This window comes from Pseudarthrobacter sp. C1 (assembly GCF_034720455.1).
Classification (GTDB): domain Bacteria; phylum Actinomycetota; class Actinomycetes; order Actinomycetales; family Micrococcaceae; genus Arthrobacter.
This window is the reverse complement of the sequence record NZ_JAYESK010000005.1, coordinates 111,166-127,607: the sequence shown is the minus strand read 5'-3', so window position 1 is coordinate 127,607 and position 16,442 is coordinate 111,166. Positions and strand designations below refer to the sequence as shown.

The 16,442-nt window shown below is 60.1% G+C and carries 13 protein-coding genes and 1 pseudogene; 10 read left to right on the top strand and 4 right to left on the bottom strand.

Features of this window, described 5'->3' with window-relative positions:
- Positions 1-77: 77 nt before the first annotated feature.
- Positions 78-365 (top strand): hypothetical protein, encoded by a 288-nt coding sequence (locus tag U7114_RS10330; protein WP_323057298.1) that lies wholly within the window; start codon positions 78-80, stop codon positions 363-365.
- Positions 366-441: 76 nt separating this feature from the next.
- Here U7114_RS10330 and U7114_RS10325 read toward each other — a convergent pair whose 3' ends face one another.
- On the bottom strand, positions 442-1,221 hold the full coding sequence (locus U7114_RS10325) for a hypothetical protein (protein WP_370460288.1): 780 nt from the start codon (positions 1,219-1,221) through the stop codon (positions 442-444).
- Between the two features lie 848 nt (positions 1,222-2,069).
- On the opposite strand from U7114_RS10325, the gene U7114_RS10320 reads away from it, so the two are divergent.
- Positions 2,070-2,663: a lytic transglycosylase domain-containing protein gene (locus U7114_RS10320; RefSeq protein WP_323057296.1), complete on the top strand. Its 594-nt coding sequence runs from the start codon at positions 2,070-2,072 to the stop codon at positions 2,661-2,663.
- A gap of 526 nt (positions 2,664-3,189) precedes the next feature.
- Here U7114_RS10320 and U7114_RS10315 read toward each other — a convergent pair.
- Positions 3,190-3,867, bottom strand: a complete 678-nt coding sequence (locus U7114_RS10315; protein ID WP_157238215.1) for an NADPH-dependent F420 reductase — start codon at positions 3,865-3,867, stop codon at positions 3,190-3,192.
- A 134-nt stretch (positions 3,868-4,001) separates the two neighbouring features.
- On the opposite strand from U7114_RS10315, the gene U7114_RS10310 reads away from it, so the two are divergent.
- On the top strand, positions 4,002-4,580 hold the full coding sequence (locus U7114_RS10310; protein WP_321216094.1) for a TetR/AcrR family transcriptional regulator: 579 nt from the start codon (positions 4,002-4,004) through the stop codon (positions 4,578-4,580).
- A 1,183-nt stretch (positions 4,581-5,763) separates the two neighbouring features.
- Positions 5,764-6,288 (top strand): AAA family ATPase, encoded by a 525-nt coding sequence (locus U7114_RS10305; protein WP_323057295.1) that lies wholly within the window; start codon positions 5,764-5,766, stop codon positions 6,286-6,288.
- A gap of 212 nt (positions 6,289-6,500) precedes the next feature.
- On the opposite strand, the pseudogene U7114_RS10300 reads toward U7114_RS10305, so the two are convergent.
- Positions 6,501-7,478: pseudogene (locus U7114_RS10300) on the bottom strand (BMP family protein).
- Between the two features lie 675 nt (positions 7,479-8,153).
- On the opposite strand from U7114_RS10300, the gene U7114_RS10295 reads away from it, so the two are divergent.
- The gene (locus tag U7114_RS10295) at positions 8,154-8,825 is read left to right on the top strand and encodes a GntR family transcriptional regulator (RefSeq protein ID WP_323057294.1); all 672 of its coding nucleotides are present in this window, start codon (positions 8,154-8,156) and stop codon (positions 8,823-8,825) included.
- 337 nt (positions 8,826-9,162) lie between these two features.
- Here U7114_RS10295 and U7114_RS10290 read toward each other — a convergent pair whose 3' ends face one another.
- Positions 9,163-9,375, bottom strand: coding sequence for a hypothetical protein (locus U7114_RS10290; RefSeq protein WP_157238210.1), 213 nt, complete (start codon positions 9,373-9,375; stop codon positions 9,163-9,165).
- 232 nt (positions 9,376-9,607) lie between these two features.
- Here U7114_RS10290 and U7114_RS10285 point away from each other — a divergent pair, with 232 nt between their 5' ends.
- The 5 genes from U7114_RS10285 to U7114_RS10270 all read left to right on the top strand — a co-directional run bounded on the left by U7114_RS10285 (position 9,608) and on the right by U7114_RS10270 (position 15,701).
- Positions 9,608-10,948, top strand: coding sequence for an MFS transporter (locus U7114_RS10285; protein WP_323057293.1), 1,341 nt, complete (start codon positions 9,608-9,610; stop codon positions 10,946-10,948).
- 812 nt (positions 10,949-11,760) lie between these two features.
- Positions 11,761-11,952 carry a DUF3311 domain-containing protein gene (locus U7114_RS19390; RefSeq protein ID WP_157242475.1) on the top strand — a complete coding sequence of 64 codons (192 nt, stop codon included), beginning with the start codon at positions 11,761-11,763 and terminating at the stop codon, positions 11,950-11,952.
- Positions 11,949-13,475, top strand: coding sequence for a sodium:solute symporter family protein (locus U7114_RS10280; RefSeq protein ID WP_323057292.1), 1,527 nt, complete (start codon positions 11,949-11,951; stop codon positions 13,473-13,475). The genes U7114_RS19390 and U7114_RS10280 overlap by 4 nt, the downstream gene beginning before the upstream one ends.
- Entirely contained in the window at positions 13,475-14,671 is a 1,197-nt protein-coding gene (locus tag U7114_RS10275) for an amidohydrolase family protein (protein WP_323057291.1), read from the top strand. Before U7114_RS10280 ends, U7114_RS10275 begins: the two co-directional genes overlap by 1 nt.
- A 43-nt stretch (positions 14,672-14,714) precedes the next feature.
- On the top strand, positions 14,715-15,701 hold the full coding sequence (locus U7114_RS10270) for an ornithine cyclodeaminase family protein (protein WP_323057290.1): 987 nt from the start codon (positions 14,715-14,717) through the stop codon (positions 15,699-15,701).
- Positions 15,702-16,442 lie beyond the last annotated feature (741 nt).

Here is a 16,442-nt window from a genome sequence, read left to right as displayed (position 1 = left end):
CCCGCGACTGCGCCTGCTCCCAGGACACGCCCGCCGTCGTCCACCAGACTGTCGGTGCCCGGGAGCACCATGGTCCTATGACGGCTCCAACTGTTGAGGCGGCAATCCACGAACTGATGGATCTGGCCTGGAATGTTGTCTACGACCTGCTCGAGCAGCGGGGACTGCTCGGTGACGGATTGTTCGTCGATGAGTACACCGGGATCCGTTCCTGGGTCGAAGACCTGACTCGCTACACCGTGGTCCACTCCAGGGATGTGGCGATTCTGTTCGTTGACACCCGGCCCGTGGACGCCATTGCCTTCCATCATGACCTGCTGGGTACCGATGATCCGAAGGCCTATTTCAGGCTCCCATGGGCTTAGTGCCGGTATGCCGTATTCTTGCTTGCCCATGCAATGAGTCGGCGCCACAGGCGGGATCGCCTATCGCATCAGCTGGTCACTTGCCGGACCTGAACACGATGGAGTCGAAGACGGCGCGTGCCTCTCTCGTCAGCTCCGGGTTGATCGATTCGTGGAGTTGGCTCACCGCGATCACAGCGCGCTGGCCGTTCAAGTCGACCACCCGGTAGGTTTCGCGTTCAGCCACGCTTGAGTACCAGCGTGAGCATTCGTATGAGGATCCTGAGTGGATGCATAACTTGCCGCCGTCGCAGGCTGTGATGTCCGCGTCGCCCTCGACGGAGTGGTCGAACTCGAAGCCGGAGTAATTGCCCACCATGACCTCGACGGCAGGGGTGCTTGCCGTTGACGTCTGCGACGCCATCGCATCGACGAAGGCCTTAGGCGACGGTTCGACCTCGGCGAGCTTGCCCACCCACGTGCATGCGTCCGTCGCCACATAGTCGGCGGGCCAAAAAGTGAGGTAAACGGCCCATTCATCCGGGTGATCCGGGTCGTCCTTGATCACGCTGTCGCCGTCGAAGGACTTCCAGCCGTCTGGGACGGTGATCTCGAAAGGCTCCGTGTAGCCGGGGACGAGGACGAGGTATGTGCCGGCGTCGATGTCGCCATTCTTCGGCAGAGGTGGGACCGTGCCAGTGTCGCCGCCGTTCGGCAGCGGTGGGGGCGTGCGAACCTCCGTAGTCGGAGTACTGGCGGACGGGAGGGAGACGTCGTCGGACTCATACTGGCACCCGCCGAGACATCCAATCAGTGCGATAGCCACCAGGGGCAGGAGATGGCGCGGCCGCTGAGCGGCCAGTTCGAGGGGTGTCATGGAACTCATCGATCCACCAAGCCGCTACAGGGGTGCTGTGAGGCCCTGCAGCCGGGTGGCCCCCGCGGGCGGTCCGGGATGGGATGCCGTCGCCTCAAGTCTCCTCCGGCACAGAACCCGTGACAATGAAGAGTTGTACGGAGATCAGTTTCGACTCAAGCAATCCCCGAAATGACAGGAACGCGCTGAGGCAGTGTTGAGGAAACGCCAAATATTGGGCAGCTTTTCGCTGCGCGGGTCTAAGTAGCCCGAGACGTCTAGGCGCGGAAGCAAACAGAATCTCACCTGTGGCCGAAAACCCAGGGTGTGCTCCATAAAGCTGAGGACCTGGTGGTGTTCTCATCGTAAGCTTTTCCATAATCCCGTTGATTCCCCTCACCTGGTGTTGCCGGGCTTTTCTCCGGTTAGTGGTTGTGGGTGTCGTTCTGGTAGGGGACCACGCGCTGGGTTGAGGGGCCGAAGTGCAACTTGGGAAACCTGTGTCGGGAGCGAAAACTTCGTTTCGAAGCCATTCCCCTCCGGTCTGGCAAGTTTTCGGTCTTGGGGTCGGCGCGGTAGCGCCCTGGTTGCGCGGAGGACCCGCCCAGCGATCGTGGGGCATATCAGAATGACAAGCAGTTCGTACTTCTGCTCATTCATCTGGGTGCGGATAACAGGCAGCATGACTTCTACGGTGGTTTGATTGGTTGGTGCTTCGTCTCAGACGCCTCGTGGTTCTAATCGTGTTTGCAGTTTGTGTCACAACCGCTTCATTGTCCTGGGCCCTTGGGCAAGCTGGCGTTGAAGCGCGGCGTGCCTTTTCTCCACCGCCGCGAGCGGAGGCTGAGCTTGAGATGCTGCCTGGCGGCATGACCACCGCCGTGAATGTCACCAGAAACCCGGATGCTGACTGGGTTGTCCGGGCTGCTGGGCAGACCGGGATCCCTGAACGCGCGCTGCGGGCGTATGTTGCCGCGGCCGCGACCGTGAATGTTGCTGCTCCGACGTGCGGGATCGGTTGGAACACTGTGGCGGCCGTTGGTTTCGTCGAAACAGCACACGGGACGTACGGCGGCGGCAGCCTGACCGCCGCGGGGGAGGTGAGCCGACCGGTTGTGGGCCCGGTTCTCGACGGTGCCGGTTTCGCCGCTATCGCTGACACAGATGCGGGTGCCCTGGACGGGGATTCCCGTTGGGACCGTGCTGTGGGACCGATGCAGTTCATTCCTTCCACGTGGCAGCTCGTCGGGCGGGACGGGAACGGGGATGGCACGGCGGATCCATTCAATATCGATGATGCCGCCCTCAGTGCGGCGACGTATCTGTGTCCCGGCGGCCGTGACCTCACCACTACGGACGGGTGGACCGAGGCGATCTACGCCTACAACCAGTCCGACGCCTACATCCGTCAAGTACGTCACCAAGCGACTGAATACGCCTCGAAGACTGGCACCAGGGGATGAGCAGGAGTGTGGAGAGCCCATCCCCTCCTTCGTATGAAGAAAACGTCGGACGTGCCTATATGGCGTCCTGGCGGGACCCGAAGAGTCGCGAGCAGCAGGGCCTAACAGTTGCCTCCGAAACTGAGGCTGAAACTCTCAAACGGCTGCTGGACGCGAATGGTCAGTCCTACGAGATCGCCCAGCATGCGATCCTGTCAAACGAGACCCGCGTTCCCACAGTTGCCGAGGTCGTCCAGGAACACATCGATCTTTTGACCCGTCCGTCCAGTGGAACCACCAGGACGTACCAGGTAATGCTGGACCTGCACATCCGGAACATCATTGGTCGACAAAATCGACTACCGGCTCCTCAATCACTGGGCCAAATCGATGATGGCCTAGGAAAAGGCGCCCAAGACTATCCCCAGCGTTCACGGCAGCCATGAATACCGCGGAGATGCTCGGCTATATCGCGCGGAACCCTTGCCATGAGGTGCAGCTTCCGGGCCACTGTGGCGGACGGTGATCTGCTGCCTTGTCCAGTGTCCTAGCGGACGATCTTGAAGTTGAAGGCAGGTGTGCCGAGTGCGCCCCAAAGGCGGAGCCAGACGGGGAGGAGCATTTCGGTGCCCCGCGCTGTCGTGATGTCGCCGAGGTCGATGACATCCTGATGGCCGAACTCCTTTAGCAGTTCCGTGACGGTTTGCTTGGCGGCAGAATCATTCCCGGAGACAAAGACCGTGCTGGCTTCGGGAAGGCTACCCGGACGGGCCATGAGATCGGCGTTGAGGGTGTTGAGCGACTTCACGACTCGGGCGGCGGGGAAAGCGCGCTGGATCTGCTCGCCGAGTGAATCAGTGTCCTTGACGAACAGGGTCGGCGGCATGCCCTGGCTGAAGTCGAGGGGGTTGGCGATGTCCAGAATGACCTTGCCGTCGAGGTGTTCCACCCCGGCCTGGGCCAGGACGTCCAGGGAGGCGGCGCCATTCGTGGCATTGACAATGAGTTCAGCCCCTGCTGCGGCGTCCGCGAAGCCGGCCAGGGCGACGCCGGGGTTCTCCGCTGCCCAGTCGGCGAAAGGTGCGTTGCCCATGGCGTCGGCGTCCGTGCGAGCAAGTGTGGCCTCACGATCGCGGGTGCCGATAGTGACACCGTGTCCGAGTTCGACCAGCCGTGCGGCGATAATGCGGCCTACGGTGCCGGTTCCGAGAATGGCGGTCTTCATGGGCTGTCTCCCGTTGTCGATGACTGGATCCGATGTGACGGATCGTTCTCCCACAGTTTGTGACGGATCGATCCGTCTGTCAAACTTGAAGCAGCAAGACCTCTGGTGAGAGTTCAAATAGGAGTGGGATTTCCGTGGCACGCAAGACCGGCGAAGAGAACCGGCGCAACGTTCTCGAAGTGGCGACCCGCCTGTTCTACCAGCGCGGCATCCGGGCCGTCGGGATGGACACGGTGGTCAAGGAATGCGGCGTCGGCAACGCCACCATTTACCGCCAGTTTCCCACCAAGGACGCTCTCGCCACCGCCTACGTGCAGAGCCGCGCGGAAGCCTGGTTCGAACGGATGCGGCAGGCTGCCGAGGAATTCCCGGACCCCCGCGACAAGCTCGTAGCCGTCTTTGAGGTACTCGCCGGTGACACAGCCGGAGCCTCCTATCGCGGGTGCCCGATGCTGAACACGAACACCGAGTTCCCGGAGGGGGAGCACCCGGCGCATTTGGTGGCCGTGGAGCACAAGCAGAAGGTACGGGACTGGTTCCATTCCCTCGCCGCCGAGGCCGACGCCAACGACTCCGACCAGCTCGCGGATGAACTTCTTCTTATCCTCAACGGCGCCTATGCCACAGGCTCCGTACTCGACGGCGCTGCCTACGGGACACGCGCCCTGGGCCTGGCCCGACGCATCGTCCACGATGCCTGTCCCCGCCCCTAAATCCCGGACTGCTGCTCTGCTGGCCACCCCGGTCGACGCTGGCCGTCTCCAGCAAATCGGCACGGATTTCGTAGCTTTGAACCTGATTGTGAAAGAACACAACCCTTCATGAACCCCGCATCGCACCCTCGTCGTCGTTGCCCGCCCTGATCTGGAAAATTCGCGGATCACCGCACAGCTCACCGCAGCCACCACGGAAATGGATCACGTCACCGTCTGTGTTCTCTCCGCTGCCTATCCGGCGACTGCGTGAAGTGAAATCAAAATGATCCAGGACGAAAGTATGGTCCGGAGCCTAGCGGAAAGTGCCGCAGAGGGTTCCGCTAACGGGCACGAACGGTGCGGTGATCCATGGGCGTGTGACTCGCAGCGAAGTGGAAATCCCTCGACCAGGCATGTGGGGCGGGTTCCGCGCCGTGGAACCGGGCCGCTTAGGGTCGGGGGTCATGAGGCGCATGCCCCGGCCGGGATGCTAGCAGCGCGGAGCCATTTCAAAGCCTCCTGCTCGTCTGTGAAATACCTGCTCGGGCACTTTGGCAGGGGCAGTCCGCGCCGCCCGTGGGCGATGACCCGGTCCACTGACGTGCTGCCGAGGATTGCAAAGGCTGTGACGGTTACGGCTTCACTGAAGACACGGACGGCATCGCGGCTGACATGCTCAACGCCCGTGACCTGCAGTAAGACCGCGCAGCCCGCGCCTCCGGTCAGGGTCAGGAAGCGCTCCCGCACGGAGGTTCCGTCCGCGGCAGTAATCTGACTTCCGGGACGCAACGTAATCCGGAGAATCCGTTCGCTTTCAACGGTGAGGGTGAAGTTCGTCGAGCCGGGCTCTGAGGCTGCGGGTCCGTCCCCGGAGCTTTCGTCTGCCAGAGAACGCTGTTCGTCTTCGGCATGGACCGGTGTGGTCATCGAATCCCCCCGGATGCGGTTCAACGGCGTCCCCGCCGGCGCAGTGAGCCCGGTTTTACCCCAGAGCTTTGCAGGCCAGAGTACCTCGGGGCGGGCCCAGGGTCCATGAAAGACCGGATACTGGTCCGAAGCGCGATCTGGGACCTTGCTCACGGCGACGTCGTGCTGCTCATCGGCTCGCTCCTGGCAATCTGCCCTATGACGATGAGGGTACTAGGCAAACGTGAGAAGAACTTGTCTATGAACGATACTCCGTGACGCTAGAGTTCGCTCCATGATCGTTTGGCTCAACGGCACCCACGGGGCGGGAAAGACGACGACAAGCGCGCTCTTGCAGCCAATGCTGCCCGACGCGCGCGCCCTCGACGCTGAGAAGGTCGGCGAGGTGCTCATGGACATCACACCGGGGCTCCCCGCGACAGATAACTTCCAACACTGGGAGCCATGGCGGCCGCTCGTTGTCGAAACTGCGCGGCGCGTGCTTGAGTTCACTGGAGGCACACTAGTGATGCCGATGACAGTTCTGGTTGAGAGCTACTGGCGGGAGATCAGCGACGGTCTTACTAAGCACGGCATACCGATCCGGCATTTCGTGCTCCATGCCGACCAAGCGACTCTGCGCGAACGCATACAGAACGACAAAGTTCTCGGCCCCTCAACGTTTCGCTTCGCGTATCTGGAACCATACGCTGACGCAGCCCGCACCTGGCTGCACAATGAAGCAGAGGTCATCGACACCACCGACATCACACCGGGACAGGCCGCACAGCAGATCGCAGCTTCGGTGCTTGGCCGCTGAGAAAGCCAAACGTCCGGGATTGTAGAGTCCGCTGAAGTGTCCTTCAGATGGGTCTCCAATAGTTCCTTCACGTCTGATGCCGGCCTTCCGGTGAGTGCCGCCCACAGCTGCGCGGCACTCACAGGGCTCTATATTTAGCTTTATTGAGTCACGGCCGTACATTTCCGGCGACCGTGGCCCAAGTATTGACATACTTACTGCCGGAGCCGGGGCTACTTCACTTCGAATTCCGGGCCAGTATATTCGGTCCTTACGGTAATCTCGTCAGCAGCGATTTTCTTGGCGAGATCATTTATTTTTGCCCTTACCTCCTGTGGAATGTCCTCGCTAAGCGTCAGCCTGACTGCGTCAGGGTTTTCAAGGCCTATGTGGTGGCTGGAGCCTGCCTGGAACGTACCGCCCACCAAGTCTTTTACTGCAGCGAATGCTGCTGCCCCGGAATCAGCAACGGCAGAACCGGCAAATACCTTTGCGTCATCTTGGGTGAAGTCCCGGACGTTTCCAAACTGTCGGGCTCTTCCTGTCTCCTGAATAGCCTGGGTTACTCCTGGGCGCCCAGCGTTGAGCATCGTGAAGATGTAGTCAGCGCCTTCCTCTATCTCCGCGACGGCTATCTTTCATGAGAGCTCAATATCATCCTGATCCCCCGAAAAGTTTGATAGGACGGTCGCTTGAGGGTTTGTGTGAGCTACTCCGTCGACGAACGCCGCCCTACCTTTGAGTCCAGGAATTGGCCGGATGCCCGACATGTGGCCGACGACGTTGGTTTCCGTCAGGAGTCCAGCGGCTGCCCCTGCCAACCACGCAGACTCTTCTTGGAGGACCTCGTAACTTGATAGATTCGGACCGGTGACGTTTGCCTGGGTGACGACAAACATGGTTTCCGGGAAACGTTGTGCTACTGTCTTCGCGGCTTCTGCGTTCTGGCCGCCGTGTGCGATGACCATGTCCACGCCTGAGCTGGCGAGCTCGTCTAGCGCGCTCTCCAAAGCAGCTTTTTCCGGCTCAACGCCTTCCTTGTAGCTGATTTCAACTCCCAGCTGATCGTGGGCGCGCTGAAGTCCGTTGAACCCTGACTTTGAGGCCGAGGACGATGCTGCGTTCTCGCCGGTCTTCGGGGCCACACTCTGGGCACTGCAACCAGTCAAGGCAATCCCAATAACGGCAAGTACTGCTAACTCTCGCTTCATCTTTCTCCTTTGATAGATGTTCTGCATCCAGACGGTCGGTCAACAAAAAAGAGCTGGCATCAATTGATGCCAGCTCATTACGACCCTGCCTGCTGCTCTCAGGTCACGTGACTCGCGCCTCGTTGTTTCAGAAGGATACAGCGACTCATTCAAGGGGTGACGGGTTTATCAGTGTTTATCGAATGTGACCGTGAGCATCCTGCTCCACCCGCCGCCGACGGCAAATACGGCTGGGAAAACTAACCCCATCAAATATGAACCAATCAACCCGCCCGCGCTCACAGCGGCCTAAGATTCCGGCTCAACTAAAACCGGGCAGTCCCTTGTCGTGCACGTACGATTAATTCGAAATTGAAATGCACCTATGCCAGCAATTGGTTCAAGACTGCGGTCATTTCCCAATTGGAGCGCTGAGTGAGAGCAAGGTTTGTGCAGCAAACGGCCGGATAGTCATCGACGCCAAACGGGCAAGTTTCATTCCGCTCAATTCACGACCCGCCCGGCTTTCCGTCGGCACGCGGCCAGCCTGAGGCTTAGCCTGAATCCACCGGTCTGATTCCGTTAACACTTCGGATCCCGCCAGAGAGCGGACCACCGGCAGATAGATTCGGCAGGCATGGTTCGCGCGCGGGTCTTTGTGGACAGCGTGGCCACGGCCAAGGCCTAATCGGGCGCGTGATCATCCCTGTGACCGAGGGCGTCATGGGCGTTGAGGACATCGAAGCCGAACACGGCACCCACGTGGGAGCTGACTTCGCGCCCGGTTCACGGCTTAGGGAACGCGAGCTGTCACAGGCTCTGGACGTTTCCCGCGTGCCCTTCCGCGAAGCCCTTCAGCAGCTTGAAACAGAAGGCTTCACTCAGACCTCCCCGCGGCGTGGAGCCACCGTCAAGCAGACCACCCTGCGGGACGTTAAAGAACTATTCGACGTCCGGCTCAGCCTCGAAGTCGTCGCCGCGCGCCTCGCGGCCCAGGCCGCGGCACGGGGCGAGTCGTCGTCGCGTCTGCAGCAGATGATGGGCAAGGCAGAAGAAGTAACCCTGCACCATGACCATGCGCAGATGCCACTCAAAAACACCGCCCTGCATGCAAAATCGTTTCGATGGGGGGGGGGGGGCCAACTCCCTGCTGGAGTACTCAATGAAGCCTCTGTTGGGCAGGACGCAGTGGCTTTTCACCCTGACCGGGCGCCGCAACCCGCAGGTTCAGTGTGCGGAGCACCTAAGCCTGTGCCAGCCATCTGTAACGGCAAAGCGGACCTAGCGGCAGCCCTGGGCTTTGCCCACGTGGAGCTGGGCCTCGCTCCATCGCTCCAAGGTCTGGCTGGATGTCTTCCAGAGGTCTGACCAATCACCGAAAGAGCGGGCGTTCGGGGTTTCCTGATTGGCTTACGAGGACGTCCTCACGTCGATTCAGCCCTAGACCTGACTGGCGGCGCCGAACGCGCGTTCTTAGCCTAGTGCGCCGAGAGGAAAGGGGACATCGTTGATGAAGTGGCAGTCGTTACTTATAGGGCTGTCCAGCTGGCACAACACCTTTAGCCGGGCCTGACTCACCACTGCCGGGAGTCGCCATCGAAGCCCAGCGCCAGGAATGGCCGGCATGCTGATCGACGCAATTGAGGACAGATCACTGAGCCGCCTGGATTTGCTCCCGCACCTGAATGTGTGGGATTCCCCGCTGCTACATAAGCAGGCGTTCCCGCGTTAGGCCGTAGGGAACCTCGTCGCTGAGTACCACAGTGCACAAGTTCGGCTTATGACGGGTGACCATAATGCCTTTGGTGCCGTCGACGACGGCGCGGGCTATGGCGATGCGTTCGGCTTCGGCGATTTGATGGTCCATAGCCGCTTTGTTCTCCGCAGTGATGGTCATGATCAATTCAAACGCTGCCATTGCTGTCCTTCTTTGTCGGTGCCGGTGTACGGATGCCGGCCATCTGGCCCGTGCTTTTCCGCGTCCCACGGGAAGTCGCTGTTTTGGGGGAATCTCTGATGCCGCCAGAGACGTCTCCCCGGATGGCACGTTGCGGCGCCATGCACGACCCGCTGCATCTACGTTGTTACCAACGCGTGGAGTCCAAAACCCTCGACTACACTTTGGTATACCAAGTCTACAGGAGGGCCCGATGTTGCACCAAGCGGAAGATGTATCAGTGGGCTGCCGTCGGGTGATGATGTTCCGGAATTGGTGGCTGCTTGTCGCCATCACGCTCGTCGCCTTCAACCTTCGTCCAGCAATCACATCTGTGGCAGCAGTTTTAGAAGAACTCAGATCTGTACTGGGCTTGGACCCGCGGGCAATTCCCCTTCTCGTGGCGCTTCCGGTACTGGCTTTCGGACTTTCTGCCCCTTGTGGACCGTGGCTCGCTCGCCGTGTCGGCCCTGGACGCGCCATTGCAGTCGCAATGCTTGTTCTCGCTGCCGCTTTGAGCGGGCGTGTTCTAGGTCCCGTTGTCATGCTCCCCGGCACCTTTCTGGCCGGCGTTGCCATCATGGCGGCGAGCGTCCTGGTGCCCCAGGTACTAAGGGCAAACCGCGGCACAGCATGGTCAACCGGACTGTGGACCATGGGTATCGGTCTCGGTGCGGCGTTGGGGGCAGGATTGACACAGCCTTTGCAGTACCTGTTTGGAGGCAGCGTGACGTGGGCCCTTGCCGTCTGGGCAATACCTGCTTTGGTGGGTGCTCTTCTGATCCAATGGCATGGCGAGCCCGGCCCTTCACCGACGGGCACGGGTGGCATGTCGCCGCTGACCCTGGCAGAGTCCGAAGATCCGCAGGAGGCCGGAGGTGTTCCACGACATAACTGCATCGGCATTTTGGCGCCTCTGCCGTTGCGGAAACAGACGACGGCCTGGGCTGTGACTGCCTTCTTTGGCCTGCAAGCCATGCTCTATTTCTCGCTCACATCAAGCTTGGCTGCTTTCCTCATCTATAAGGGCATGACACCGCTCGCAGCCGCTGCCTTTCTGGGGTGGTTCAACGTGGCCGGGCTCCCCGCCGGTCTGTTGGCCCCCGTGTTAGCGGGCCGCCGCAATCTCCTTGCATTCATGTCATCCGGTTTAGGCATTCTGATGGCCGCAGTCCTGCTAACTATGCTCGCAGCACCGGGGGACCTGCAGTTCGTTCTTGTGGGTCTTTTGGGCGTTGCCCAGGGCGCAGGATTCGGAGTTGCGATGACACTGATCGTTATTCGTTCGGCCGGGCCTCTGACCGCAGGAAAATTATCGGCCATGAGCCAGGGAATCGGATTCGCTTTGGCGGCCATGGGTCCCATAGGTGCCGCCCTGCTTCTCGAGTGGACTCAACGCTGGGAAGCCACCATTTGGGCGCTGGCCGCGGAAGCAATACTTCTTGCGGTAGCCGGACACCTCGCAGTAAAAGGACGCCTCATCTCCGTGGAGGTGAGCGACGAAAGTCTTCCGGGGCCGAGCCGGGCTTCCTCGGCACGAAGTGGCCCGGGTTAGGAAGACGGCCCTTCCCCTCAGGTTCATCGTCTCATCAGCATGCCCGGATCCGGATTGTTCACCCCACGCTTCCCGCCCCTATGCTCGTGGCCTATCGGAGAAGTGCCGGGTGTCCGGGATGCCGGCGGGGGAGGCTATCCAGCGGCTGGAGCAAAATGGATTCGTTGCCGTCCTTCAGCGGCGCAGTGGTGCACCGCGGGACGCTGGCTCTGTCTTAGGGCCGTCGCTGCGAGAGCGGCAGCAATGCGAGTTGCCGACGGCTGTGCAGGGCGCCTGCGGGAGCCCCTTGCGGCCTCGCGTTCGGCGATTGAAGGGGTTCGACCGCATCAGGCCTTGCTGTTCTGCAGTGAAATACATTCGAGAATCGTCCGGCTCCAGGTCGCCGCCGTCTGACGGATTCCATGACGCCGCTTCTTGGACGGACGCGCTGGACCCTCGGGCTGGCGCAGAACCGGAGCAATGAGCCGCAACACGAAGAGCACGCGGCCCTGTGCAGCCCAGTCGGCGAAGGCCGCCCCCTATGCGCTTGTATACGCACACATTAAGTTGAGCCGCGAGTCGCTGCCTGCCCAGCTCAGCAAGACGGTGGACCCTTAGGCCACTCCCATGGCAACTGGCTCCTGTCAGGGGACGTTAACTGGCCCTGTCTCGAATGGTATACCAGAACTAATGTTGGCTCCACTTGAGATAACGGACTCAAACAACAGGCGGGTCAACAGTGCTTCTCGTTCAGTTTGTGCTTCCGCTCATAATCCAACCATCCGAATTTAGGAGTAACTGTGATCGGAAGTCGCTGGTCCTTGGGCGTTGCGATGGGAATCCCTGCCCTGGCCATACTTGTCGGACTCCCGCTAGTTAGTAACAACCCTCATACCGTCATCGGGATACCAATGGTGTTTGCCTGGTTGTTTGCCTGGCTACCTCTGACGTCCCTGTGCTTCTGGATCTCATGGCGCTACTTGGAAAGCGCCGCATATCGTCGACTGGAAGGAGAAACCGAATGATTGCGGTTGTTTTTTTCAGTATCATCGCTCTCTCGATCGGCGTGGCCTTGGCAGCGCGACGCGGCGTGACAACCCGCGGACCCTTGGGCACGTTGATTGCAGGCCGCTCTCTGCCTGGCTGGCTGATCTTTTTCCTCGCGGTAGGCGAGATATACAGCGTCGGAACGATGCTCGGTTTTCCGGGCGGTATCTACGCGAAGGGAGCCTCATACGGAGTCTGGTTCATTGGGTACATTCTCTTGGGCTATGTCTTCGGGTACTTCCTGGCACCTCTGGTCTGGCGCGCCGGCAAGGTTTACAACGCGGTAACCGTGCCGGACGTCATGTATGGCCACTACAAAAACCGGCTTCTCGAAAAGCTGGCCGCGTTCACTTTCGTTCTGGCTCTCATACCTTGGGCTGTGTTCCAGTTCGTTGGACTGCAAACAGTTCTGAGCGGTCTCGGACTGCCGTTGAGCCGGCTCGGCATCATCGTCGGGTCTGCGGTGATTGCCTTCCTGTATGTAGCCATTTCCGGAATGCGCTCGACCGCTTTCGTCGCCATTGTCAAGGACTTGTTTATGTTCTTGGGAATAACCCTTGCTGGAATTGTTGCCGTAATTGCCGCCAAGGGAATCCCCGGGATCTTTGAAGAGGTAGCCACGAGGCCGGACATGACCACGGTTACTGGCGGTGCTCTTATCTTTGCGATGTCGACCATATTCGTACAGTCGATTCAGTTTTACCTGACCTTTCCCGCGCAGTTCCTCTTCGCCGCAAAATCGGAAAGTTCTATCAAGAAATCCGTTATTTGGATGCCCTTGTATATGCTCATGTACCCGCTCTTGGTATTCGCCGCGTATTACGGCATCAGCCACGCGCCCAACCTGTCGAACCCGGACGATGTCTTCCTGGCGGTCACCCGGGATCTCGCGCCCGAATGGATTGTCGGCTTGGTAGCCGCCGGCGCCGGGTTGTCTGCCCTGATTGTCCTTGCGGGGAACTCATTGATGTTCGGCGGAGTCCTTACCCGCAACCTCGTCCCGACACTCTCTAAATCCAAGTCTTCCCATAGCGTGAAACTGGTCATGGGACTTTTTCTGGTCTTCACAGCCACGCTGTCTACTTTCACTTCCTCAATCATGCTCACCTTCTTAAATCTGGCACTGGCTTTGACGGCCCAGCTCGTCCCCGCATGGTTCGGTGTCATGTTCTTCAGGAAGTTCAAGGCGCCCGCTCTCTCTGCGGGAATCGTGGTCGGTTGTACCCTCGTGACGTTCTTCTACGTCACAAAGCTTGTGCCCGGCAACCTCAATACCGGACTTATTGCGCTGGCGGCTAATCTATCGGTTGTCATCCTCCTCAGCCTCATCTTCAAGGGGGGCACGTCCCAACACATGCCGGTTGCTATGCGGGCAAAAGACATCCTCGGCAAAGCCGCTGAGAGTCAGAAACCTGTCCACGAAGGTAGCGACGAGGTCCCTGTTGCACCCGCCGCGGTCACTGTTTCAGGTGCCGGCAGAGCCATCAATGAGGAGGGCTGATGCAGCCAAACACCAACTTGCTTCTCCGGAACGTCCGTCGTCCATCAGACGCCCGGCTGGTTGACATACAGGTCACGGATGGACACATTGTGGCAGTCGGAAGGCTGCATCCCGGACAGACCCAGGGAGAAGTAATCGACTGTCAGGGCGCGCTCTTGCTACCCGGGCTCGTGGACAGCCATTGCCATATCGATAAGACGCTCTGGAGCGGCCCATGGATTCCGCACACTGCAGGTCCCAGTGTCGCCGAGCGTATAGCGGATGAAAGGCTCCGCCGCCTTGATGTTGGCTATCCTTCCTTGGACCGCATCACGGCACTGTTGGAGCAAATGTCCGTGGGCGGAACGACAAGCATCCGAACGCATACGGATGTTGACCCGGAAGTCGGGCTCGCCGGAATAGAGGCTGTGCAGAAGGCAGCATTGTCCCTTAGGGAACGCATCGATGTTCAGCAGGTCGCCTTCCCGCAGCAGGGGGTGGTAACGCGCCCGGGAACAGCGTCGTTACTGAAGGATGCCCTTGATATGGGAGCTACGGCCATTGGCGGCGTCGATCCGGCAGGCTTTGACGGCGACCCTAATGGCCACCTTGATGCCATATTCAACATTGGCAGCAACTCCGGGTGTGACATTGATATCCACCTTCACGACCCAGGGGAACTTGGCGTCTGGCAGGTACTCCAGATCATTCAGCGGACCAAGGGGATGGGTATGGAGGACAGGGTCACGATCAGCCACGCATTCTGCCTTGCTGATATGCCCGCTCCTGTGCAATCCAAAGTATTTGATGGCTTGGCTGAAGCGCGCATTTCATTGACTACGGCAGCCGTGTTCAGCCGCCCGGTGCTGCCGCTGAAGATACTTGCGGAGTACGGAATAAACGTCGGATGCGGGAACGACGGCATTCGGGACCTGTGGTCTCCCTATGGGAACGGCGACATGCTCGAACGTGCCATGTTCGTTGCCTATCGCGGAGACTTTCGCCGTGATCAGGACATTGAGATGGCCCTGGACACGGCTACATATAACGGCGCGAAGATCCTGGGGCTCGAGAAGTATGGTTTGGACGTCGGATGCAAGGCGGACCTTGTTGTGGTCCCGGCGCGCAACGTAGCTGAAGCTGTGGTGAGCCGTCCTTTGCGGAACTTGGTGGTCAAGAACGGACAGATTGCCATGAACCGGGGGTTCGGCGATTGAAGATTTGGAAAGCGTTTACGCCCACCGACGGAAGGACCTATAAATGACCCTCATTCTCACAGCGTCCGAGCTCCACACGTTAGCCGACATGCCCAGAACCATCAAAGCGGTAGAAAGTGCCTTTGCGGACATATCAGCAGGCCTAGCGCATCAGCCGGCACCGGCTTCCCTTAGCCTTCCCCCATCCGGGGGCCGGTTCATTCCGATGTCGGCTTTATCTGCAGCCGACGGACTTGCATCTGTGAAGTTGCTCGCCGATATTCCTGCGAATTCCGATCGTGGGTTGCCAACGCAGCGGTCAACAATCGTACTCGTTTCCCGGTCCACGGGGGAGACGCTGGCGATCCTTGACGGCCGCATACCCACTCGAGTCCGCACGGCTGCAGCCAGCGCCGTTGCCAGCAAAGTGCTGGCGCGGTCTGACAGTTCGGTCCTCGGGCTCGTGGGCGCGGGCGCCCTGGCAGTCGCGCACGTCCATGCAATGCTTGCAGTTCTTCCTATAAAAACAGTCGTGGTGTGGTCCCGCACAGCTGAAACCACCGACGCGTTCCAGCGTCAGGTCGCCGACCTCGAGTTGACGGTGGTGGTCGCAGCCTCTGCGCAGGATGTTGTGGAATCGGCCGATGTTCTGTGCACCCTCACTCCGGCTTCGGAACCGGTGGTTTTCGGCAAATGGTTCAAGCCTGGGCTGCACGTCAACGCGGTAGGGGCCCGTCCCCGCCCGGAAGATCGTGAAATAGATTCTGCTGGGATGGTTCGTTCCCGAGTATTTGTGGACAGCTTGCCGACGGCGACGACGAAGTCTGGTGACCTGATGATTCCTGTAAATGAGGGGGTCATGAGCGTCGGCGATGTGAGGGGTGAGCTCGGTGACGTCATCACGGGGAAGGTGCTCGGCCGGACCTCGAGGGACGACATCACGCTCTTCAACTCGGTCGGAATTGGAGTGCTGGACTTGGCCATCGGCCGAATTCTTTACGACAGTGCCGTGGAGCAATCAATGGGACTTGAGTTGGACCTGAGTCGCTGAATTTGGCGGACCGGCTGCACCGTCGGACTGTGCCACATGCCTTCAGTCCTTATCGAAGGCGGAGTCCCGGCTCCGACGGGAGACTTCACGTCGGAGCCGGGGGTTCTTGGTCCTGGCGTCCTTCTTCGGTTGGCTTTGCTCCGGACTACGAAGCCAAGGAGGCCGTTGTGCTGCTTGGTGGAAGAACGCCCGCCTGGTCGAGCAAAGGCCAGAAGCCGGGACCCGCTCTGGCCGACTACTTCGACGCCGCGACCATCGGCGGCGCGCAGGCTCTGGGACGTGGTGACCCGGGAAGTCCTTGCCCTCAGGCATGGAGGCCGACATCACGATAGCCTTTTTGGGGCATCTCGGGGACAGTGCCATCGAAGACCCGTTACGCACGCTCGTGTTCAACGGCACGGTGCGGCAGGTGCCGATACGTTCGTGGCCGGACGCCCCGTCGTCGTTGGAGGCCTTCTGCCCGGAGTTGACCTGGATGCGTTGCGGGCTGAAGGACAGCGGCTGGATGTCCAGATGCGGGCAGCTTACTCCCTACGGGACGCCCAACACCGGGAGGCCGACGAGCTCTTCCCGCCCACCTTTGCCGCGGAAGTCGGCGTAGTTGCCGCCAAGTCCAGCCATGATCGTTTTAACTCTATGCAGTCACTGCATAGATATCGAAGGCCGGCTAAGGGGGTTGCCCGCCAACTCTGGCAGGAAAGTCGCGTCTTGCTGTGAAAGGGGATCCAGTTCACAACCGCT